This window comes from Steroidobacter cummioxidans, assembly GCF_003104955.1.
The window spans coordinates 75,472-97,490 of record NZ_LSRW01000096.1 but is presented as its reverse complement, the minus strand read 5'-3'; the positions used below and the strand labels follow the sequence as shown (position 1 = coordinate 97,490).

The window sequence follows — 22,019 nt, the reverse complement described above, 5'->3', positions numbered from 1 at the left end:
GCAGCGTCAGATGTGTATAAGAGACAGTCCTTCAGGCACACGTACTGTTGTTTCAACCGTGAGCCACATCCTTTGTGTAACAGGTTGAAGGAAATGGAATTCGCCGTCTGGGTCGCGGTGTACAGCTTGACTGGAATCGCCACCAGACCGAACGAAATCGTCAATGAACCGATGGAGCGCATGGCCATGAGGGGTACCTTTTCGACCGGCTTGGACCGCAGTCGAGTCTCACTTTCGGGCTTTACTTGTGAAGGCTTTCGCAAGGCTCTGTTTCGCCGAGAGAACATCATGCCACCGGTCCCCGGTTTTTTCCAAGCGTGAGAGCACATTTCGTAGACTGAAGTGACCCGGTTCGGCCGCTTCCAGTTCATCCCAGGTGAGCGGCATCGACACCGGCGCGCCCGGTACCCCCCGAGGCGAATACGCCACGTTGAGCGTCTTACCACGCACGTTCATGTTGTAGTCGATGAAAATTTTTCCGGTGCGCTTTTGCGTGGCCCATTCCATGGTCACATCGCGCGGATGTTGTTGCAGGATGTGGCGGCCGACCATTTCACAAATCTCGCGAGCGCCGTCGAAAGTGACGGTGCGCTCGATGGGAACGAACATGTGCAGACCGGTCTTGCCTGAGGTCTTCACGATCGCGCGCAGCGACATTTCCTTGAGCAGGTCATTGATCCAGAACGCCACGCGCTTGCCCATGGCAAAACCCTTTTTGTTGTATTCGGGTTCCGCACCCTTGGCTTCCAGGCCGGAATAGATGTAGGGATCGATGTCGAATACCAGATAGTCGGGATAGTTGAGCACCGAGGACTGCATTGCTTCGAGCGAGCTCGAGTAGTCATCGCTGCGGCTCAGCGAGTCCTTGCCGACGCGGGCGCGCGAGTGCCAGACATGGAATTCCAACGTCCCAAGCTGGCCCAACCACAACAAGGTGGGCAGGTTGTGCGCGAGGATGTAGTCGTGCGCGCCGCCGACATGCTCGGAAAAGGTCGTGACGACGTCGACGAACTCCGGACGCTCCTGATCCCAATGTTTCTGAAAGAATCGCTCACCGCCGATGCCTTCGGGCATGCGGATCAGGGTAAGCGGACGGTCACGCAGATGCGGCAGCATATAGGGCGAGATGCCCGCGAGATAACGCAGGTACTCACGCTTCGTGATCGCGGGTGATTTGGTCTCCGGATCGGCGGGCCAATACTCGCGATCCAGATTGGTCAGACGGATCTTCGCGGTACCCGTGCCGTGACTCACCGTGAGATCCAGGCGCTGCGATTTGCTCTCGAGTTGTTCGAGCACCGACTGGATGTCAGTTTTCGGCGTCGCCTTGGCGCTCGCCTTTTTCTTTTTCGCAGGACCGGCCTTCACGCTATCGACTGCCACGTCATCTCGCAGACGATGGAATACGGGCGCGCGCAGATAACCATCCTCGGTCCACGATTCGAAGCTCACTTCGGCCACGAGCTGGGGCTCGACCCAGGTCGCCGGACCGTTCAACGGCGGCTTGGTGGAGAAGGGGTTGGTCTTGCGTGCAAGTGCGGTGACCTGCTTGTACACGCCTGCAAGCGAAGCATCGGTGAAGCCCGAGCCCACGTGACCCACGTACTGCAGCTGATCCTTGTTCCAGTAGCCGAGCAGCAGGGCGCCGAGCGAGCGGCGTTGACCTTTGCCGGCGGTGAAGCCGCCGACGACGAATTCAGTGGTCGTCACGGATTTGAACTTCAGCCAGTTCGGCGACCGGCGGCCGGGCTGATACGAGCTGTCCTTGCGCTTGGCGACCGTGCCTTCAAAGCCCGCCGCGAGCGAAGCCTCGTGCAGTTCTTCGCCTTTGTCGGACGCATGGATGAGCTGCAGATGACTGCCCGGCAATAAACATTGCGACAGATAGCGACGACGTTGCTCATAAGTCGCGCCGCGCAGGTTCATGCCCGCAAAATGCAGCAGGTCGAAACATAGGAAGACGACCGGCGCCTGACGCTGCGCTTCGGCCAGTTCTTTGGGGCCTTTGACCTGCGCGCGGTTCTGGAGCGCATTGAAGGAGGGGCGACCGTCGGCGTCCAGTGCGACGATCTCGCCGTCCAGGATCATCGAGCCGACACACTGTGCTTTGAGTTCCGCGACCAGCTCGGGAAACAGGGCCGTGTAGTTCTGACCGCGCCGTGATTGCAGATAGACGGCATCGCCGTCGATAAAGGCGATGATGCGATAGCCATCGAGCTTGGGCTCGTAACTCCATCGCTGGTCGGATTCCAGATTGGCGCCGGGCTCGGCAAGCATGGGCTCGATCTCGTTGGGCATCTTCTCGAACGGACCGGACGGTGCCAGCTCGATGGCTGACAAGCGCTCGCGATTGGTGCTTTCGGCCACATCGTCCAACGTGTCACCCGTGAGTACGGACGTGTTGTGGGCGAGCAGATCGTCACCGCCGATAAACCGATCTTTGTGCTTGATCAGCAGCCATTGCTTGTCGGTGCTGGTGCGCACCAGGGCGAACGAGCCTTTGAGCTTGATGCCGCGGAGGAAGATGCTCAGCTTGCCTTGCTTGTATTCGCGCCGCAGTCGCTCCTCGGCCTGCGCACGATCGTCGAACGAATACTCGCTGCCCTCATCGGGCGAGTACACGCCGCAATCCCAGACGATCACATTGCCGGCGCCGTAGTTCTTCTCGGGGATCACCCCTTCGAACGAGGCGTAGTCGAACGGATGGTCTTCGACTTCGACCGCGAGGCGGCGCTCGCCGGGTTGCAACGACGGCCCCTTGGGCACTGCCCAGGACTTGAGCACACCGTCCAGCTCCAGTCGAAAGTCATAGTGCAGCCGGCGGGCGGCGTGTTTTTGCACGATGAACAGCAGCGGCCCTTGCCGGTGGGCCGGCACGGCCGGGGACGGCTCCGGCGTCTGGGCGAAGGAGCGCTTCTGCCGATACTTTTCGAGCGGTTTGTCCGCGGAGCGTTTCATGTTGGATCGATTCTGGCCTGTTCGAAGAAGACGCGGAAGCGTGGCCGCGCCCGACATCGAGGGCGTAGAAAGTGCAATCCTGTGAACTTCGGCCTGCGATCGCGCATTGAACCGGCGATGTTTCGCAACAGGTGCACCCCCGCCCATGGCCGCCGCCCCCGGTCTCGCTCCCGACGCGCCGCTTCACATCGTCAGTAACGCCGGCTCGGGCTCGAAGGACGCGCACGAGGCCCGGCAACAGATCGAAGCCATCCTCACGGCTGCGCATCGGCCGCATGAATTCATCCTGATCGACAATCCGGGCGAGCTGGCGCGCGTGGCGAAGCAGGCTGCGGAGGCAGCCGTCCGCAGCGATGGCGCCGTCGTGGTGGCCGGTGGCGATGGCACCATCAACGCCGTCGTGCAGGCAGTGCTGCCCACGGAGCGACCCTTCGGCATCATTCCGCAAGGGACCTTCAACTATTCGAGCCGGGCGCATGGCATTCCCCTCGATACCCGCGAGGCGGCTAACGCGCTGCTCACTGCCAGGCCCAAGCCCGTGCAGGTGGGCATGGTCAACGATCGCGCGTTCCTGGTGAATGCCAGCCTCGGGCTGTACCCGGAGTTGCTGCAAGATCGTGAAGCATACAAACGTCAGTATGGCCGCCGCCGCACGGTGGCCATGTGGGCGGGACTGAAGACACTGTTGCGCGAGCACCGGCAGTTGATCGTTGAAGTCGAGCACGAGCAGGGCAGCGAGACACTGTTCACGCCGAGCATCTTCGTCGGCAACAATGCACTGCAGCTCGAGCAAGTGGGCCTCGAGGAAGCCGAAGACGTCAAACGTCATCGTCTTGCGGCCGTGATCGTCGAACCTGTCAGCACGACCGAGCTTGTGTGGTTGGGGATTCGCGGCATGCTGGGGAGACTGGGCGACGATGAGCGCATCCGCGACTTTCCCTTCCGTAGTATGACAGTGCGGTTACTGAGTAGCGGAAAGAAGCGCACCATCAAGGTTGCCGTGGATGGCGAGATCTTCTGGTGCGAGCAGCCGTTGACGTTTCACGTGGCGGAGCATCCCTTGTCGCTGTTGACGCCCACGACCGTGAAATGACGGTACTGCTGCAGATCTCCGATCCGCACTTCGGCACTGAGCAACCTCCGGTCGCGGAGGCGCTGCTGCGTTTTGCTCATCTGATCAAACCTGCTGCGGTGGTGCTCTCAGGCGATATCACGCAGCGGGCGAGGCGAGTGCAGTTCGCAGCGGCACGCGACTTCATGGCTCAGATCTCCCCGCCGGCGCTGGTTGCGATCCCGGGCAATCACGACATTCCGCTGTTCAACGTCATCGCGCGGATGTTCTATCCGTACGCGGGCTTCGTGCAGGCGTTCGGGGCGAACTTGGAGCCGCAGTGGCACAGCGATGACTTCCTCATCATCGGTGTGAACACGACGCGCCCTCGACGGCACAAGGATGGGGAAGTCTCCCCCGAGCAAATTCTTCGGGTCGCGAAACGATTGGCCACCGCGAGCGCGCGGCAGATTCGAGTCGTGGTCACGCATCAGCCGGTGCATGTGATCCGAGGCAGTGAAGTTCACAATCGATTGCACGGTCATGCCGAGGCGATTCAAGCGTGGTCGAGCGCCGGCGCGGACATCATCATGGGCGGCCATATTCACTTGCCATACGTCGCGGCACTTCATGAGAACTACGGCGATTTGAATCGTCGCTGTTGGGCCGTGCAAGCCGGCACGGCGGTGTCGATACGCGTGCGTCGGCGTCACCCGAACTCAGTGAATCTCATCAAGCGCGATGATGCGCAGAACTGTCTCGTAGAACGCTGGGATTACAGCGCGGAACGCAAGGAGTTCCACTGTGTACAGACGACACCATTAAATTTGGATCGCGGCGGAAGCTAGCGGGAACTTTCGGACTTTGTGCGTCCAGAGCGACGCACGCTGTGGGGTGGTCACCCACAATTCAGCCAGAATTCAGCATAAAAAAACCGTAATACATCATCCGCGGGCCGCGCTGATGCGTTGTACTACTAGTCAGGTCACCCGCGAGGGTCGCATGATGAAAGTACGATGGTTACAGTTTGTTACAGTTGTTTCTGTGGCGGCGGCGATGAGCGGTTGTGTGAGCTATGGTGGCACGCACGCGCTGATTACCCCGGTTGGCGTTGCCGGTTATCACACGTTCAAACCTGAGAACTCGGCGCCAGCAGTACCGACGCGGTTGGATCCGGAGCGCATGGCTGCTTCTAGCCAGCAACAGCAAGACGAGCAGCAACGTCGCAACGGCGAAACCTGATCGTCGGCTTCACTTCTCATTTTGTTTCCTGCAAGGCGATGCTCGGCCCGGCCACGATGCGGCCGAGCATCGGCGCTAGCTGTCGGGCGACAGCTCGATGCGCTCGGCGTGCAACAGCCGCAGCATGGAAGCGGCCACGCGTGATTCCAGGTCGGTCGAGGGATCCCTCGAATCCAGGCCCGCTTTCTCCAAGGTTTTCGCCACCGACGTAACGGTCTGCGCCGTAGTGAGCACGTTGCACACTTGCTCATCGAAAGCGGACAGTGCTACGGCGCTGCCGTTCCTGCGCGACTCGGTCTGAATGTAAGCGGCGTCTCGTTTCAATTGGGTCATAAGCAGCCCTCCAGCGTACCGTCAGGACGCGATGGAGGGCGCTGGAGTTCCCCAAGAACGGTGCTAATAACCGCGGCTGCGATCTACGATGCCGCTGACGGTTTGATTGGCGGCGTACTGTTTGATCTTTTCTGCGATCTGTTTGGCGGCCGGTCGCATGGGTGTGACCGCTGCCGTGTGCGGCGTCATGTGCACCTTGGGGTGCGTCCAGTAGCGATGCGGCGGGGGCAGCGGCTCCTGCCGGAACACATCCAACGCAGCCCCGTTCAAGTGCCCGTCATCGAGCAGCTCCAGCAGCGCCTCATCGACGATCAGTCCACCGCGTGCAACATTGATGACGTAGGCGCCGCGGGGCAAAAGCTGCAAGGCCTTGCGATCGAATCGGTCCTGCGTCGCGGCCGTCAGCGGCGCCAGGATCATCAGCACACGCGTGGCACGCATGAAGGCATCGAACTGATCTGCGCCATTGGCTTCGGTAAACAAGCGCACCTTCGGCTCGCTCGTGGTGTTCGAGCGCGAGAAAGCATTGACGGGAAATCCATCGGCGGCGAAGGCGTTCGCGACCTGACGGCCAAGCACTCCCAGGCCGAAGATGCCGACCGGCCATTCGTCACGCAGCGACTCCGACAACTGTCGCCAAATGCCCGCCGTCTGTTGAGCGGCGTATTCGTCGCGACGCTGCATCCATCGCAGCACCTCGAAACGACAGTAGTCGACCATCTGCTCGCCCATACCGGCGTCTTCGACTCGAACGATGGGCAGACCGGGCGGCAGGCTGGGATTGTTCAGAACGTGCTCGACCCCGGCGCCGATCGAGAAGAACGCGCGCAGCTGCGGCTGATCGACGAAGAAGCGCGGGGGCGGCGCCCAGCCGACGGCATAGTCCGCGGGCTCATTGAACCCCGGCTGCCAGATATCGACTCGGGCGTCACGCAATTGGGCGGCCAGAGTGTCGCGCCACGCTTGCGCTTTATCGTTGCCGTAAACGAGGACGATTCGCATGTGTTATTTGGCCACCGGCATGGAGAATTCCGCACCCTTGCCAATGCTGTCCGGCCAGCGTTGCATGATGCTCTTGTAACGGGTGTAGAAACGCACGCCTTCCTCACCGTAGGTATGGTGATCGCCGAACAGCGAGCGCTTCCAGCCGCCGAACGAATGCCACGCCATCGGCACCGGAATCGGCACATTGATGCCAACCATACCAGCCTGTACGAGCCGAGAGAACGTGCGTGCGGCGTTGCCGTCGGATGTGAAGCACGACGCGCCGTTTGCGAACTCATGTTGATTGATGAGATTTACTGCGCTCGCCAGATCAGGCACGCGCACCACCGACAACACGGGGCCGAAGATCTCTTCCCGGTAGATTTTCATGCCCGCGGTGACGTGATCAAACAAAGTCGCGCCGGTGAAGAACCCTGGATTGCCCGTACGCACTTGATGCGCGCGCCCGTCGACGACGAGCCTTGCGCCTTCCTGCTCACCTTGCGCGATGTAGCCTTCGACCTTCTCGCGATGCGCAGCGGTGACGAGCGGGCCCATCTCGCTATTCGCATCCATGCCGCTGCCGATCTGCAGCGTCTGCGCACGTTGGGCGAGTTCACTTACGAGCTTGTCGGCAACGTCGCCCACGGCGACCGCCACGGAGATCGCCATGCATCGCTCGCCAGCCGAGCCGTAGGCCGCGCCGACCAACGCGTCGACCGCTTGATCGAGATTCGCATCGGGCATGACGACCAGATGATTCTTTGCCCCTCCCAGCGCCTGCACGCGTTTGCCGTGCTTTGCGCCCTCCGTATAAATGTATTGCGCGATCGGCGTGGAGCCGACGAACGAAATCGCCGCAACGTCCGGATGAGCGAGCAGGGCATCGACCGCGACCTTGTCTCCCTGCACGACGTTGAACACACCATCGGGCAAGCCTGCCTCGCGTAACAAATCGGCAACCAACAGGCTCGGGGATGGATCGCGCTCGGAGGGCTTGAGGACGAAGGTGTTACCGCATGCGAGTGCGACCGGATACATCCACATGGGCACCATGATCGGAAAGTTGAACGGCGTGATGCCCGCGACCACGCCGAGCGGCTGACGCAGATTCCAGTTGTCGATGCCGCCGCCGATGTTGTCCGAGTGCTGGCCCATCAGGAGGTGCGGAATGCCACACGCGAACTCGACGACTTCGATACCGCGGGTCACTTCACCGCGCGCATCCGAGAGCACCTTGCCGTGCTCGCGGGTGATGGCGGCCGCGAGCGCATCGTGATTGCGTTCGAGCAGCTCTTTGAACTTGAACAAGATGCGCGCGCGGCGCAGCGGGGCGGTCTCGGCCCAGGCGGGGAACGCGGCTTGCGCTGCGCTCACGGCGCTATTTACATCCTGCGCGCTCGCCAGGTGCACGCGGCCGACGACTTGTCCGGTCGCAGGATTGAACACGTCGCTTGCGCGGCCTGAGGTCGCGACCACCGAGCGGCCGCCGATGACATGATGGATCTCGGACGGGGATTGCAGGACGGCACTCACGACTCAACCTCTGGGCGGGAACTTATCCGCCCATCTTAAGGGATCGCGGCCGTGCGCCGACGCCGTAGCGCAGACGCGCACGACTGACCGCAATACAAGGGCCGTAGGATCGCTTGTACTGCAGCGGCACAGGGATTATTGTCCGATCCGGCGCGAGGGATGCGCGTCACTTCCAACCTCAACTAAGTCAGCGAGTTACGGACACATCCAGCCCCGATTCATGACCGCCTCCGACGTCGCCGTTTTACCCATCTCCACCGGCTTCGGTCTCACCACCGAACCGTTCACCGATACCGCGGACGAGAGCTTTTTCTTTCCGAGCGACCAGCACCTGCGTGCGCTGGAGTTCATGGGGCACTCGCTGTGGACCAAAGCGCGCCTGGGCGTGGTCACGGCCGAGAACGGATGCGGCAAGAGCCTGCTGATCCGACGGTTGCTGAAAGATCTGGACGAGCGCGTGAACGTCGCCACGGTTCAGCGCGAGCACATCGGGCCGCGCGAATTCCTGCTGGAGATCCTGCGCCAATTCGGTTTCTCGCTGGCGGATGACGACAAGACCGATCGTCGTCGGCTGCTCGAACGCTATCTTGCGCACCAGGCCGGCACGGGCCGGCTGTGTCTGCTGATCGTCGAGAACGCGCAAAGTATGCATCCGTCCGTGTTGGAGGAGCTGCGTTGCCTCGCGGCCATCGAGCACGACGGCGTGCGTGTGCTGAAGATTCTGTTGCTGGGCCAACCGGCGCTGAGCCTGGTGCTCGACTCACCGCGAATGGTGGAACTGGTGACGGGCAACGTCTCCAAGTTCTCGCTGAATCCGTTTTCCGAGGACCAGACCGCGGCCTATGTGGCGCATCGACTGCGCGCTGCCGGTGCACCAAGTGCCGACGCGCTGATGCCGTACACGCTGCTGCCTCAAATCCATGCGTGCAGTCTGGGTATTCCCGCCAACATTAATAAGCTGTGCCAGCGTGCGCTGATTCATGCGCGCGAGGAAGGCGCCAGCGCCGTGACGAGTTCGGCGTTGGACAAGGCCATCGAGGACCTTGGCTGGGTTCGTCGCCGGATGCGAATGGAAAGCACGGTGCTCGACCAGGTCGCGGCGCTCGACGCGAAGCCCTGGCAAGCGAGGCTCGTCATCACCACGCAAGGTGAGCCGGAGCGCGATGTGTCGCTGAAATCCGACCGCGTGCTGATCGGGCGGGGCGAGGAGGCGGACGTGCGCATCGACTCGGTGTTCATCAGCCGCTATCACGCGCTCATCGTCCGCGATGGCAGCCGGGATCTGCTGCTCGATCTGGGCAGCACGAACGGCTTGCTGGTGAACTCCCGACGGATCATTCGCCGCGCGCTGCGGCACCGCGACCTCATTCAGGTCGGCCCCGTGCGCGTCATGTACGTCAACGAACAAGCCAATAACGTGGCACCCGACCCAGCCGAGACGCTGTGCTTCTCCCGACCCGGCTTCCCCGCGGCCGCGGGCGAAGAGGAGTCCAGTACCCTGCTGGCTTTCGGCCGCGGCGACCCGGCGACTTAAGGCGTCGCCGGGGGCTGTCTGAAGGGACTTCCCCGCGCCAAAAAATGCCGGCCAGACGGCAGCTTGCGCCATTCTCTTGCTGTCAGTAGAGTGTCGCCCTCCCAACCGTGCTCCCCTCCAGTCCACTGATCCTGTGCCGGTCAGGCAGACGGGAAGGTGTGCGTGCGCGGGATAGGCATTCTCAACCAGAAGAGATGAGACAAGTGGAGCGCTGGCGCGTACATAAATTCGGCGGCTCGAGTGTCGCCGATGCGGCTTGCATGGAGCGCGTGGCTCGGATCCTGGAGCAGGATCCGCATCCGCGGCTGGGCATAGTTCTTTCGGCGTGCCGCGGCGTGACCGACGGCCTGTTGAACCTGGTCATTGCTGCTGAGAAGCAGGAAACAACGCTGGCCGAGCGCATCGAACAGTTGCGCCATCGTCATCAAGTCATTGCCGACACGCTGCTGCCGGACGGCGCGCGCGTCGAGTACATGGCCAAGCTCGAACAGGAATGTCGCGACATCGCCGGCATTCTCCAGACCGTTCAACTGATCCGCTCGGCATCGCAGACCGTGCGGGATCTCATTGCCGGCTACGGAGAGATCTGGTCGACGCGTTTGTTCAGTGCGTATCTGCGTCATCGCGGCCGTCGCCCCGGCTCCGTGCAGTGGGTCGATGCACGCGATGTCGTGTCCGTCGAATGGGGGCCGCTCGGTCCGGCCGTTCGCTGGGATGTCTCGCAGGCCAATATGGACCGCATCACGCCGTCCGATCCTGCGACGCTGATCATCACCGGCTTTGTTGCGCGCGATCCCAACGGCTTGCAGACCACGCTCGGCCGTAACGGCAGCGACTTCTCCGGTTCGATCTTCGGCGCGCTGCTGAACGCCGAAGAGATTCATATCTGGACTGACGTCGACGGCGTGCTGAGCGCCGATCCGCGCTTGGTGCCCGATGCCAAGGTCATCGACTCGCTGTCGTACAACGAAGCGATGGAGCTGGCGTACTTCGGTGCCAAAGTGATCCATCCGCAGACCATGGCGCCGGCGGTGCGCAAGAGCATCCCGATCTGGATTCGTAACACCTTCGCGCCCGAGAAGGCCGGCTCGCTGATTTGCGAGAAGCCCAACTCGCAGATCGCGGTGAAGGGCATTACGTGTATCGACAAGGTCGCGTTGGTGAACCTGGAAGGCGCCGGCATGATCGGCGTGCCCGGCACCGCGCATCGTCTGTTCGGTGCGCTGCGAGACCACGGCATCTCCGTGATCCTGATCTCCCAAGGCAGCTCGGAACATTCCATCTGCTTTGCGATCCCGCAAGCCGAAGCCGAGCGTGCGGAAGCCGTCGTGCGCCAGGCATTCGATCGCGAACTGCGCGACGGGCAGATTCAGAGCGTCGAAGTCGACATCGGATGCAGCATCCTCGCCGTCGTCGGCGATGGCATGGCAGGCTCGCACGGCGTGGCCGCCAAGGTGTTCGGCGCGCTCGGTTCGGCCGGCGTGAGCGTGCGTGCGATCGCGCAGGGCGCCTCCGAAAGAAACATTTCCGCCGTGATCGATGGCAAGCTGTCGTCACGCGCGCTGCGCTCGGTGCACTCGAGTTTCTATTTGTCGCCGCACACCGTGTCGATCGGCTTGATCGGTCCGGGCACCGTGGGCGGCGTGCTGCTCGATCAGATGGCCTCGCAGGTCGAGCGGTTGTCGCGCGATCTGAAGCTGGATCTGCGCGTGCGCGGCATCATGAGCACCCAGCGCATGCATTTGTCGGACGCGGAAGTGCCGCTCACCGGTTGGCGCGATGCGTTCAAGTCGAAGAGCGAGGACGCGGATCTGACGCGCTTCGCCGAGCACGTGCGCGCCCATCATTTGCCGCACGCCATCATCATCGATTGCTCATCCAGCTCCGAAGTCGCCGCGCGCTATCCGGCGTGGCTCGCCAGCGGCATCCACATCGTGACGCCGAACAAGAAGGCGAACAGCTCGGAGCTCGAGTTGTACGCGCGGCTGCACGAGGCGCGTCGTCAGGGTAACGCGCATTACTTGTATGAAGCGACGGTCGGCGCAGGTCTGCCCGTGATTCAGACGTTGCGTGATCTGCGCGACACCGGCGATCAGATCCAGCGCATCGAAGGCATTCTCTCCGGCACGCTCGCGTATTTGTTCAACGTGTGGGATGGCTCCGAGCCATTCTCCTCGGTCGTGCGCACGGCGAAGGCAAAGGGCTATACCGAGCCGGATCCGCGCGACGATCTGTCGGGTCTCGACTTCGCGCGCAAGCTCATCATTCTCGGTCGCGAGATGGGATTGCGGCTGGAATTGGGCGATGTGCAGCTCGAAGGCCTGGTGCCGCCGGCGCTCACCCAGTGCTCGCCCCAAGAATTCCTCGATCGTCTGCCTGAGTTCGATGCGCCGATGGCAGAGCGCCTGAAGGCCGCCCGTAGCCGCGACCGCGTGCTGCGTTACGTGGGCTCGTTGGATGCGGCCACCGGCAAGGCGTCGGTGGGCCTGGTCGAGCTGGAGCGCTCGCACACCTTCGCGAACATCAATCTGACCGACAACGTCGTGCGCTTCCTGACCTCGCGCTACAACCAGAATCCGCTGGTGGTGCAGGGGCCGGGCGCCGGTCCCGAAGTGACCGCAGGTGGTGTGTTCGGCGATCTCTTGCGCGTGTGCGCGTACCTTGGAGCACGGCTTTGAGCAGGCAATCGGCAACGGCGTTCGCGCCCGCGAGCATCGGCAACGTTGCAGTCGGCTTCGACGTGCTCGGCCACAGCTTCCAGGCGATTGGCGATCGTGTGACTGCGCGTCGTGTTGCAACGCCCGGCGTCACCATCACGGCGATCACCGGCACTGCGGTCGATCTGCCGCGCGAGCCGGAGAAGAATACGGCCGGCATGGCGGTCCTGAGCATGGTGCGGGACCTGGAACTGGATTTCGGCTTCGAGCTCACGATCGAGAAGGGCATTCCGCTCGGCTCGGGTCTGGGAGGCTCGGCGGCCTCGGCAGTCGCCGGTGTGGTTGCGGCGAACGCGCTGCTCCCCAAACCGCTTACGCTGCTGGAACAGCTGAAGTTCGCGCTGAAGGGCGAGCAGGTGGCCAGTGGCTCGCGTCACGTCGATAACATCGCGCCGTCGTTGTTCGGCGGACTGGTGCTGACGGTGGGCATCGACAACCCGAACGTCAAACAGATTCCGGTGCCGCCGACGGTGCGCTGCGTGCTGGTTCATCCGCACATGGTGCTCAACACGCGCGAGGCTCGCTCGATTCTGAGCAAAACGGTCTCACTGTCGGATGTGATCTGGCAGACCGCCAATATCTCCGGATTTATCACCGGCTGTTTCACCAGCGATCTGCAATTGATTCGCGAGTCGCTCGAGGATGTCATCATCGAGCCGCAGCGACAGGTTTTGATTCCCGGCTTCCAGGCAGTGAAGCAGGGCGCCATGAGCAATGGCGCATTGGGCTGCTCCATTTCTGGCGCCGGCCCCACGATCTTTGCGTGGTGCGAGCATCAGCACGCCGAACGCGTCCGCGACGCGATGGTGGCTGGGTTCGCTAGCGCAAAGATGGCGAGCGATGCGTGGATTTCCACGCTCGACGCCGTGGGTGCGAGAGTAGTGGACTAACGGAACAGAAAGCAGCGGACCCTCAACGATTCCTTTCGTTCCATGCACTACATAAGTACCAGAGACGCTTCCCTACGAGCTTTGCTGAGCGAAGCCATCGCCCGTGGCATCGCGCCGGATGGCGGCTTGTATGTTCCCGGCGAATTCCCTCACTTCAACACACGGCAGTTCGACGGCCTGAACGAGCTGCCCGAGATTGCCGAGCGCCTGCTCGCACCGTTCTTCGAGGGCGATGCGCTCGCCAGCGAGCTCGGTGCGATCTGCCGCGAAGCCTTCCACTTCCCGGCGCCGCTGGTGACGCTCGATCAGGCGCCGCAGCCGGCCTCGGTGCTCGAGCTGTTCCACGGCCCGACCAGCGCGTTCAAGGATTTCGGCGCGTGCTTCCTGGCCGCCACCATGGAGCGCATCCGTCGCAACGCGCCGAGAAAGCTCACCATTCTGGTGGCCACCTCGGGCGATACCGGCGGTGCGGTCGCAGCGGCATTCCACAACAAGCCCTGGGTCGATGTTGCCGTGCTGTATCCGAAGGGGCTCGTGTCCGAGCGCCAGGCGCAGCAGCTGGCTTGCTGGGGCGGCAACGTCCGTACCTTCGCCGTGAACGGCACGTTCGATGAATGCCAGCGTATGGTGAAGGAGGCGTTCCTCGATCCGGCGCTTCAGGAATCGCATCAGCTGTCTTCGGCGAACAGCATCAACGTCGGCCGCCTGCTGCCGCAGATGGTGTACTACGCCAAGTCGAGCCTGGAGCTGTGGCGCCAGCTGGGCCGCCGGCCGAACTACATCATTCCGACCGGCAATCTCGGCAACGCCATGGCGTGCGTGTGGGCTCGCCACGTCGGTATGCCGATCGGGGAGATCGTGCTCGCGACCAATGCCAATCAGACCATCACCGATTTCCTGCGCTCGGGCGAATGGCAGCCCCGGCCCAGCGTGGCGACGCTCGCCTCGGCGATGGACGTGGGCAATCCGAGCAATATGGAGCGGCTGCGCTCCCTGCATCCCGAATTCGACGAGCTGCAGGGCCAGTTGGGCGCCTCCAGCGTCGATGACATCGAGATCCGCGGTACCTTGCGGCGTGACTCGCACGAGCTCAACCGCATCTGGTGCCCGCATACCGCGACGGCGGCCAAGGTCTATCGGCGCATGCTGTCACGTGGGGCGCGCGGTCATTGGGTGATCGTGTCGACCGCGCATCCGGCGAAGTTCAATGACATTGTCGAGCCGCAGACCGGGCAGGAGATCCCTGTGCCGCCGGCGCTGGCCAAGCTGCTGTCATTGCCGCGCCAGGAAAAGGAACTCGAACCCACCCTGTCGGCTTTACGGACGCAGTTGCAACAGGCCTAAGACGATACATGCAGCTTCCCGAGCAGATTCCGTTCTGGGCGATTCCCGCCGCGATTGCCGCGGCGGTGGTGGCACTCATCGTCTGGCTGTATTTTTTGTTCCGCGCCTATCGTTACCGCAAGGACAACGAAGCGGCCATTGCCAGCGTCGCGTACGAGATGCTAAGAAACGTGCTGATCCCGAACGGCAACGGCGGGCAGATCCACGTGCATTATCTGCTGCTGACCCAGCGCGGCCTGCTGGTGGCGGACCTGCTGGACCGCCCCGGCGCGATCTTCGGCGGCGATCAGATGCTGGAGTGGACCGCGATCGGCAAGAAGCAGCGCTATACCTTCCCCAACCCCCAGCACGCGCTGTATGACCGTATGGCGGCGGTGCGGTTGCTGACCGGGGAGGTGCCGGTGGAAGGGCGCCTGTTGTTCACGGTGAAAAGCGACTTTCCGAAGGGCAAGCCGCGCAACGTGTTACGGATCGATGACCTGACGGACGATTTCCCGCCGGTCGACAAGGCCCGAGGCAACATTACGGCGGCCTTCGGTGACGTTTGGTCGAATGTGAAACGTCACGCCGAGGCCAACCCGATCGCGTAAGAAGGGCGCGTTACGCCCTTCGATAATGTTCCGCGACCACCTGCGCCACGCAGGCGGTGACTTTCTTGCCGGTCTCGATCTCCAGAAACTCATTCGGTCCGTGCGCATTCGAGTGCGGGCCGAGCACGCCTGTGACCAGGAACTGAGTCTTCGGAAACTTCACGTTCAGCATGCCCATGAACGGAATCGTGCCGCCGACGCCCATGTACATCGCATCCTTGCCGAAGAAATTTTTCGATGCGGACGACATCGCGGCTGCCAGCCACGGAGCGGTGGAGGGCGCATTCCAGCCTTCGGCGCCGGGGTCCGCTTCATAACGAACTTTCGCGCCGTACGGTGGATCCTTCTCCAATGTTTCTTTGATCGCGCTGCCGGCGCGCTGCGGGTCGACGCCCGGCGGAATGCGGAACGAGAGTTTGAACGCCGTATACGGCCGCAGCACGTTGCCCGCATTCGGCAGGCTCGGAATGCCATCGACGCCCGTCGTCGACAAGGTCGGCCGCCACGTGCTGTTCAACAACAGCTCGGCGGGATCTTGGTCCATGGGCTGCATGCCTTCGACCATCGGCAGCTTGCGATACACCTCAATCCCCAAGGCTTGCGCCGCCGCCCGTGCCTGTTGCACGCGATCCTCGGGAATCTTCGCATGCAACGCGTCGAGCTTGATGCGACCCGTCGCTGAGTCCTCGACCCGTTCGATGACCTGACGCGCGATACGCATGCTCGATGCCGCGATACCGCTTGCCATGCCCGAATGCACGCCTTCGTGAAGCACATCGACACGCAATGTACCGGTGAGATTGCCGCGCAGGGACGTGGTACACCAGAACTGATCGTAGTTGCCGCACTCGGCATCCAGGCACACGACGAGCGACGGCTCGCCGATGCGATCCGCGAGGGCATCGATATAGGCAGGCAGATCGGGACTGCCGCTTTCCTCGCTGCCTTCGATGAGAATTACGCAGCGTGCGTGTGGAATCTTCTGTTCGGCGAGCGCTTTCAACGCGAGCAGCGAGCCGAACACGGCGTACCCGTCATCGGCGCCACCGCGACCATACAAACGACCATTGCGAATCACCGGGGTCCACGGCGACAGCCCTTCGGCCCAGCCAGTGAACTCAGGTTGCTTGTCCATGTGGCCATACATGAGCACGCAATCGTTGGTGTTCTTGTCGCCGGTCGCCGGGACATCGATGAACAGCAGCGGCGTGCGGCCCGGCAAGCGCACGATCTCGGTTTTCATGCCGGGCAGGGCGTTGGCCTCGCACCACTGGCGCATCAGCTCTGCGGCCGCATCCATGTGACCGTGTTTCTCCCACTCCTGGTCGAAATGCGGCGACTTGTTCGGAATGCGAATGTACTCGCACAACGCCGGCACGATGGATTTATCCCAGACCCCACCGACGAAACGCATCAGTTGCTCAGTATTCATTCAGCTCTCCCTTCCGATGTCATTCAGGCCGCGTGCCACTCGAACAAGCGTAACGCATTGCTGGTAGTCACCTCAGCCAAGGTCTCGATTCGCTCGCCGCGCGCTTCGGCAATGGCCGCAAGCACGTGCGGAAGATACATGGGCTCGTTGCGGCGGCTTTGCGGTTTGGGCTGCAAATCACGCGGCAACAGATACGGCGCGTCGGTCTCGATGAGCAGGCGATCGGCCGGGATGTGCCGGACCACCTCGCGCAGGTGATGTCCCCGCCGCTCATCGCAGATCCAGCCCGTGATGCCGATATACAGATCGAGGTCGAGGTAGGCGCGGGCCTCATCCAGGCCCGCCGTGAAGCAATGCGCGACGCCACCCGTCAGTTGCGCGCGATGCTTGCCCATGACCCTCATGAAATCTTCATGAGCGTCGCGCTGATGCAGGAAGACCGGCTTGCGCACCTGAGCGGCCAGCTCGAGCTGATCCTCGAACGCCTTCAGTTGCGCTTCGTGCGGTGAAAAATTGCGGAAATAGTCCAACCCGCATTCGCCGACCGCCACCACCTCGGGCCGTCGAACGAGCTCACGGAACGCCTGCAATTGTGCTGAATCGAGATCGACGGCGTGATGTGGATGAACGCCGGCGGTACACCGCATCTGTTCCGGATGCTGTTGCACCAGAGCGATGGCGGTGTGCGTGCTCGCAAGCGAGCTGCCCGTAATCACCATGCGAGTTACGCCCACGTCAGCTGCGCGCTGGATGACCGCGTCGCGATCCTGATCGAAGCTGTCGTGAGCCAGATTGATGCCGATGTCCAGCAGTGCTGGCATTGGCCCTGAAGTGGCGGAAAAGCGAGTCGGATCAACCGTCATTTGCAACGTCTGTGCTATCTTCCAGCCATGAATTGTAGTGCATGGGCACGTCGGACAGGACTGCGCCGGTGGCTGCTGCCATTGCTATTGGCGGTCTCCTCGTCCGCGACCGCCGGCTCGACCGCGGAATTCGACGATCTGGTCGCCCGCCTGCAGTTCTCCTTCTACACCGGCGACAGCCGCGCGCTCGAGCAAATGCTCACTGAGCTCGACCGCTTCGAAGTCGATGCAGGGCTCGCCTCCGCCAAGTCATATCAGCTTGCTTATGGTCAGTGGAAACTCGCGCAACTGCTCGGCGACCCGCAAGACGAGCGTGCCCGCGCGATGACCAAATCGAGTGCCAGCAAAGCGGCCAAGAGCTGCGTTCAGTTTGCACGCGATGCCATCACGAAGGAACCGCGCATGGCCGAGATCTACGCCATCGAGGCTGCGTGTGACACGTATCAGCCCGGCTCGTTGCAGCGTGGCTCGACGAGCTGCGTACGTAGTAAATCCATGCGCACTGCATTGACCCTCGGCGCCGACAATCCCCGCGTCCTGTTCATCAATGCCTTGTGCTCGCCGGGTGCTGACGGCGATCCAGCTGCGATCGAGCGCTGGCGCACCGTGGTCGCCAAGTTCGAAGCCGCGCCACCCTCACGGCCCGGCAAGCCCGATTGGGGCCACGCCGAGGCGCTGACCTTGCTGGGTGAAAGTTACTTGAAGCGCGGCGAAATGGTCGCAGCGCGCGATGTGCTGGAAAGAGCACTGGTGCTTGCGCCAGACTACCGACAGGCGCAAAAGCTGCTGCAGACCGCAGCCAATCGCCCTCGCTGAGCTCGTTTACTGTCGCCTCGATTCATGTCCGCTCAACTGCAGCTGTTCGAGTCACGGGACTCCTCCGAGCGCTGGACGGTGCGCATCAGTCGTCGTGCGCGCCGCATGTCGGTGCGTGTGTATCCCGGCGGTCGAGTCGAAGTCGTCGTGCCGCCGGGCGTGCCATCCACGACAGTGCAACGTTTCGTCGGCACTCACAGTCAATGGATCGCCCGACGGGTCGAAGATCTCAGCGCTGTCGGCGCGCCGGTGAGCCCCGGGCCGCCGACGGAGATTCAGGTGCCGGCGATCGGCCGCACATTCAAAGTCCAGTACGAACACACGCGCTCGACCTCCATCCGGCCGCAATTGTTCGACGATGGCGTGCTGAAGATTTTCGGGCCGATCCACGACGAGGCGGCGATCGGCACGGCCTTGCGCGAGTGGCTGTCCGACTTGGCCTACGATGAGCTCGGCGCGCAGCTCAAAACCGTGGCACGCGAGCTGGGCTTGAATTTCAGTCGCATCCAGGTTCGCCGGCAGCGCACGCGCTGGGGCAGCTGCTCGGCCACCGGGACGATCAGCCTCAACGTCTGCCTGATGTTTCTCGACCCTGCGGTGGTGCATTACCTGTTCGTGCACGAGCTTTGTCACACCCGCCACATGAATCATTCGCCTCGATTCTGGGCTCTGGTGGAGCACTACGAGCCGGATTACCGCCGCCTGGATCGTGAGCTGCTCAAGGGCTGGCAGTCGGTGCCGGGCTGGATGTTCGAATAGCTTTGTAGGTATTCACAGACTCGCCAGGGTTGACAGCACCTCGCACGGCGCGGACCCTGGTGCTCATCTACCACTGCCGATTCGCATCATGTCCAGCTCCGACACGCCCACGCGCCCCCCGGTCGACTTCTCCGATGAGCAGGTCCACTGGGACCTCGGCGAATCCCAGAGTTACGGCGAATACCTCGGCCTGAACCAGATCCTCACGGCGCAGCGTCCGGTCTCGTTCGAGCACGATGAGATGCTGTTCATCATCATCCACCAGGCCTCGGAGCTGTGGATGAAACTGTGCCTGCACGAGCTCACGGCGGCCCGCGAGCACGTCCGTCGCGACGACCTGGGGCCATCGTTCAAGATGCTGACGCGCGTGTCGAGGATCCAGCAGCAACTGGTGCAGTCATGGGACGTGCTCGCGACCATGACACCGGCGGAATATTCCCTGTTCCGCAATCACCTCGGCCGAGCCTCGGGTTTCCAGTCGGTGCAGTACCGAATGCTGGAGTTCATCATCGGCAACAAGAACGCAGACACCATCGAAGTGCATCGTCGCGACCCACAGGCGTACGAGGAATTGCAGGGGGCACTGCACAGCCCGAGCATCTACGATGAAACGTTGCGGTTATTGAGCCGCCGCGGGTTTGAGATTCCGCAGGAATACCTGGATCGCGATTGGTCGCAGCCTTATCAGCCGAGCAAGCAAGTGGCGGCGGCGTGGCTGGCGGTTTATCACAGCGTCGATGACAACTGGGATCTGTATGACCTCGCAGAGAGGCTGGTGGATTTGGATCACAAGTTTCAGCTCTGGCGGTTTAGCCACATGAAAACCGTTGAGCGGATCATCGGGTACAAGCGCGGCACAGGCGGGACCGGTGGCGTGTCGTATTTGAACAAGGCGTTGGAGCTGCGGTTCTTTCCTGAGTTGTGGATGATTCGGACGTCGATGTGAGAGGACGGAGGCTTCGGTGGTCTGCGGCGGCGTTGCTGTAAGAGGGCCTCGGTGGTCTGCGGCGACGGGAGCGACCTACCTCCGCCCGGCACCGGGCACGGCCGCACCGCATTGCGGCGCTACACCGCACGTCCATGATGAGCCCTGCTGTTGCGGCCCCGTCCATGTGCCGCAAAGCTGCCGGGCGGAGGTAGGTCGCTCCCGTCGCCGCCGAAACGTCACAGCGGCATTGCGCGTGACTGTTCTCCAACCCCCAACCGTCGAATGTGAGTTTGAGGCTGATCGTTGTCGCAACGGCAGTTGCGGCCGCGCTTTAGCGCGGCCGCTCGCGAGTTTCCCGAGACCCCCGACAGCCACCGCCGAACCACCGAGGCCTCCGAGCTTCGGCAGCCGAAACCCTTAACCCTCGCCAGCCACAGCCCCAGGCGAAGCGCGAGCTGCCCGCCGAGGCCAAGCCTTGCGAACCCGCCACGCCAGTAGCACGAGCACGATCGTGAGATAGATCAGTGGCTCACGGACGTCTGCTTTGACCTGCCAGTAGTAGTGCCACACGGCGAGCAAGCAAATCACATAGATCAGCCGGTGCAGCGATTTCCACCGCTTTCCCAACCGACGCATCATTTTGTTCGTCGACGTCACCGCAAGCGGCACCAAACACAACAACGCCGCAAAGCCGATCGTGATGAAGGGGCGCTTACCGATGTCCTGCAGGATCCCCGACCAATACAGCCCCTGATCGAGAATCAACCAGGTGAGGAAGTGCATGAGCACGTAGAAGAACGCATACAGTCCGAGCATGCGGCGCAACTGCACGAGCCACGGCAGGTTGAACCAATCTCTCAGCGGCGTGACCGCCAGCGTGATGACCAGGAATCGCAGGCCCCACTGACCAAACGTATCCTGAATCTTCTCCACCGGATTCGCGCCCAACGACGCGCCACCAATACCGAACGCAGCTACCACGAGTGAGAGCAGTGGCAGCGCGCACAGCAGGAAGAGGGCAGGCTTGATGACGCGGCGGATGACGACGGTGGAGGGCATTAAACGAAGCGCGCTTAGTAGTACTTCTTCAAATCCATGCCTTGGTACAGCGACGCCACTTCCTTCTCGTAGCCATTGAACATCAAGGTCGGCACGCGCGAGCCAAACATGCCGGCGCCGATCTTGCGTTCGCGTGCCTGGCTCCAGCGCGGATGATCCACGTTGGGATTGACGTTGGCGTAGAAGCCGTACTCGTGCGGCGCCGAGATATTCCACGTGGTCGGCGGTTCTTTCTCGGTGAAGCGGATTTCAACGATCGACTTGATGCCCTTGAAGCCATACTTCCACGGCGTGATCAGTCGCAGTGGTGCGCCGTTCTGATTCGGCAGGGTCTTGCCGTACAGGCCGACGGCGAGCAATGCCAACGGATGCATCGCTTCGTCGATGCGCAGGCCTTCGACATACGGCCAGTCGAGGGAGCGGCTACGTTGGCCCGGCATTTCTTCGGGGCGCAGTACGGTCTTGAACGCGACGTACTTTGCCTTTGACGTCGGCTTGAATTGCTTCAGCACGTCGGCGAGCGGGATGCCCGCCCACGGAATCACCATCGACCAGGCTTCCACACAGCGCAGGCGATACACGCGCTCCTCGATCGCATGCCCTTTGAGGATGTCCTCGAGCGCGAAGGTGCCCGTGTTCTCCGCTTCGCCTTTGACAGCGACGGTCCACGGAGTGGGTTTGAAGCGGGAGGAGTTGGCGGCGGGCGCGCCCTTGTCGAGGCCGAACTCGTAGAAGTTGTTGTAGGTCGTGATGTCCTCGTAGCTGTTCGGAGCATCACTCAGGCTGTACTTGGCGTTGCGCTGGACCTTGAGATCCGAGACCGCGCCGGCCTCACGGCTCCAGCCGGCGCCGATGCCGGCCACACCCGCAGCCAAGGCCGCCTGCAGCAGCGTACGACGATTCAAATACACCGATTCCGAGGTGATCTCGGAGGGACGGATGGCGGCGCTGTCGCCGGGACGGGGGCGTCGGATCAGCATGAG

The 22,019-nt window shown here is 62.4% G+C and carries 20 protein-coding genes; 11 read left to right on the top strand and 9 right to left on the bottom strand.

Annotated features, from left to right (window positions below; all coding sequences use genetic code 11):
• Window positions 1-188: Ku protein (locus tag D0550_RS31775; RefSeq protein ID WP_206606658.1), on the bottom strand; the 188-nt coding region annotated here is incomplete at its 3' end.
• A 40-nt stretch (window positions 189-228) separates the two neighbouring features.
• Entirely contained in the window at window positions 229-2,958 is a 2,730-nt protein-coding gene (ligD, locus tag D0550_RS31770; RefSeq protein WP_116813211.1) for a DNA ligase D, read from the bottom strand.
• 145 nt (window positions 2,959-3,103) lie between these two features.
• Between ligD and D0550_RS31765 the strand changes: the two genes are divergently transcribed.
• The 3 genes from D0550_RS31765 to D0550_RS31755 all read left to right on the top strand — a co-directional run bounded on the left by D0550_RS31765 (window position 3,104) and on the right by D0550_RS31755 (window position 5,251).
• Window positions 3,104-4,051, top strand: a complete 948-nt coding sequence (locus tag D0550_RS31765; RefSeq protein ID WP_116813205.1) for a diacylglycerol/lipid kinase family protein — start codon at window positions 3,104-3,106, stop codon at window positions 4,049-4,051.
• Window positions 4,048-4,857, top strand: a complete 810-nt coding sequence (locus D0550_RS31760; RefSeq protein WP_116813204.1) for a metallophosphoesterase family protein — start codon at window positions 4,048-4,050, stop codon at window positions 4,855-4,857. The genes D0550_RS31765 and D0550_RS31760 overlap by 4 nt, the downstream gene beginning before the upstream one ends.
• 154 nt (window positions 4,858-5,011) lie before the next feature.
• Window positions 5,012-5,251: a hypothetical protein gene (locus D0550_RS31755; RefSeq protein WP_153067443.1), complete on the top strand. Its 240-nt coding sequence runs from the start codon at window positions 5,012-5,014 to the stop codon at window positions 5,249-5,251.
• Window positions 5,252-5,326: 75 nt separating this feature from the next.
• Here D0550_RS31755 and D0550_RS31750 read toward each other — a convergent pair whose 3' ends face one another.
• The 3 genes from D0550_RS31750 to D0550_RS31740 all read right to left on the bottom strand — a co-directional run bounded on the left by D0550_RS31750 (window position 5,327) and on the right by D0550_RS31740 (window position 8,104).
• Entirely contained in the window at window positions 5,327-5,584 is a 258-nt protein-coding gene (locus D0550_RS31750; protein ID WP_116813202.1) for a hypothetical protein, read from the bottom strand.
• 63 nt (window positions 5,585-5,647) lie between these two features.
• Entirely contained in the window at window positions 5,648-6,586 is a 939-nt protein-coding gene (locus D0550_RS31745; RefSeq protein WP_116813201.1) for a 2-hydroxyacid dehydrogenase, read from the bottom strand.
• A gap of 3 nt (window positions 6,587-6,589) precedes the next feature.
• Complete coding sequence (locus D0550_RS31740) at window positions 6,590-8,104, bottom strand: CoA-acylating methylmalonate-semialdehyde dehydrogenase (RefSeq protein ID WP_116813200.1); 1,515 nt, start codon at window positions 8,102-8,104, stop codon at window positions 6,590-6,592.
• Between the two features lie 220 nt (window positions 8,105-8,324).
• Between D0550_RS31740 and D0550_RS31735 the strand changes: the two genes are divergently transcribed.
• The 5 genes from D0550_RS31735 (at window position 8,325) to D0550_RS31715 (ending at window position 15,179) form a co-directional block, all read left to right on the top strand.
• Window positions 8,325-9,638, top strand: a complete 1,314-nt coding sequence (locus tag D0550_RS31735; protein WP_116813199.1) for an AAA family ATPase — start codon at window positions 8,325-8,327, stop codon at window positions 9,636-9,638.
• A gap of 194 nt (window positions 9,639-9,832) precedes the next feature.
• Window positions 9,833-12,316, top strand: coding sequence for a bifunctional aspartate kinase/homoserine dehydrogenase I (gene thrA, locus D0550_RS31730; RefSeq protein ID WP_116813198.1), 2,484 nt, complete (start codon window positions 9,833-9,835; stop codon window positions 12,314-12,316).
• Window positions 12,313-13,245: a homoserine kinase gene (locus D0550_RS31725; RefSeq protein WP_116813197.1), complete on the top strand. Its 933-nt coding sequence runs from the start codon at window positions 12,313-12,315 to the stop codon at window positions 13,243-13,245. Before thrA ends, D0550_RS31725 begins: the two co-directional genes overlap by 4 nt.
• Window positions 13,246-13,287: 42 nt before the next feature.
• Window positions 13,288-14,589, top strand: coding sequence for a threonine synthase (thrC, locus tag D0550_RS31720; protein WP_116813196.1), 1,302 nt, complete (start codon window positions 13,288-13,290; stop codon window positions 14,587-14,589).
• Between the two features lie 8 nt (window positions 14,590-14,597).
• On the top strand, window positions 14,598-15,179 hold the full coding sequence (locus D0550_RS31715) for an NERD domain-containing protein (RefSeq protein WP_116813195.1): 582 nt from the start codon (window positions 14,598-14,600) through the stop codon (window positions 15,177-15,179).
• 10 nt (window positions 15,180-15,189) lie between these two features.
• On the opposite strand, the gene D0550_RS31710 is transcribed toward D0550_RS31715, so the two are convergent.
• Together D0550_RS31710 and D0550_RS31705 are read right to left on the bottom strand one after the other, a co-directional pair.
• Complete coding sequence (locus D0550_RS31710; protein WP_116813194.1) at window positions 15,190-16,611, bottom strand: M20 family metallopeptidase; 1,422 nt, start codon at window positions 16,609-16,611, stop codon at window positions 15,190-15,192.
• Between the two features lie 23 nt (window positions 16,612-16,634).
• Window positions 16,635-17,432 (bottom strand): TatD family hydrolase, encoded by a 798-nt coding sequence (locus D0550_RS31705; protein WP_116813193.1) that lies wholly within the window; start codon window positions 17,430-17,432, stop codon window positions 16,635-16,637.
• Between the two features lie 69 nt (window positions 17,433-17,501).
• Here D0550_RS31705 and D0550_RS31700 point away from each other — a divergent pair, with 69 nt between their 5' ends.
• The 3 genes from D0550_RS31700 to kynA all read left to right on the top strand — a co-directional run bounded on the left by D0550_RS31700 (window position 17,502) and on the right by kynA (window position 19,995).
• The gene (locus D0550_RS31700; protein WP_153067442.1) at window positions 17,502-18,290 is read left to right on the top strand and encodes a tetratricopeptide repeat protein; all 789 of its coding nucleotides are present in this window, start codon (window positions 17,502-17,504) and stop codon (window positions 18,288-18,290) included.
• A 24-nt stretch (window positions 18,291-18,314) separates the two neighbouring features.
• The gene (locus tag D0550_RS31695; protein WP_116813191.1) at window positions 18,315-19,049 is read left to right on the top strand and encodes a M48 family metallopeptidase; all 735 of its coding nucleotides are present in this window, start codon (window positions 18,315-18,317) and stop codon (window positions 19,047-19,049) included.
• Between the two features lie 88 nt (window positions 19,050-19,137).
• Window positions 19,138-19,995: a tryptophan 2,3-dioxygenase gene (gene kynA / locus D0550_RS31690; RefSeq protein WP_116813190.1), complete on the top strand. Its 858-nt coding sequence runs from the start codon at window positions 19,138-19,140 to the stop codon at window positions 19,993-19,995.
• 399 nt (window positions 19,996-20,394) lie between these two features.
• Here kynA and D0550_RS31685 read toward each other — a convergent pair whose 3' ends face one another.
• Both D0550_RS31685 and msrP read right to left on the bottom strand, forming a co-directional pair.
• Window positions 20,395-21,036, bottom strand: coding sequence for a protein-methionine-sulfoxide reductase heme-binding subunit MsrQ (locus tag D0550_RS31685; RefSeq protein ID WP_116813189.1), 642 nt, complete (start codon window positions 21,034-21,036; stop codon window positions 20,395-20,397).
• Between the two features lie 14 nt (window positions 21,037-21,050).
• On the bottom strand, window positions 21,051-22,016 hold the full coding sequence (gene msrP, locus D0550_RS31680; protein ID WP_116813188.1) for a protein-methionine-sulfoxide reductase catalytic subunit MsrP: 966 nt from the start codon (window positions 22,014-22,016) through the stop codon (window positions 21,051-21,053).
• Window positions 22,017-22,019: the final 3 nt, after the last annotated feature.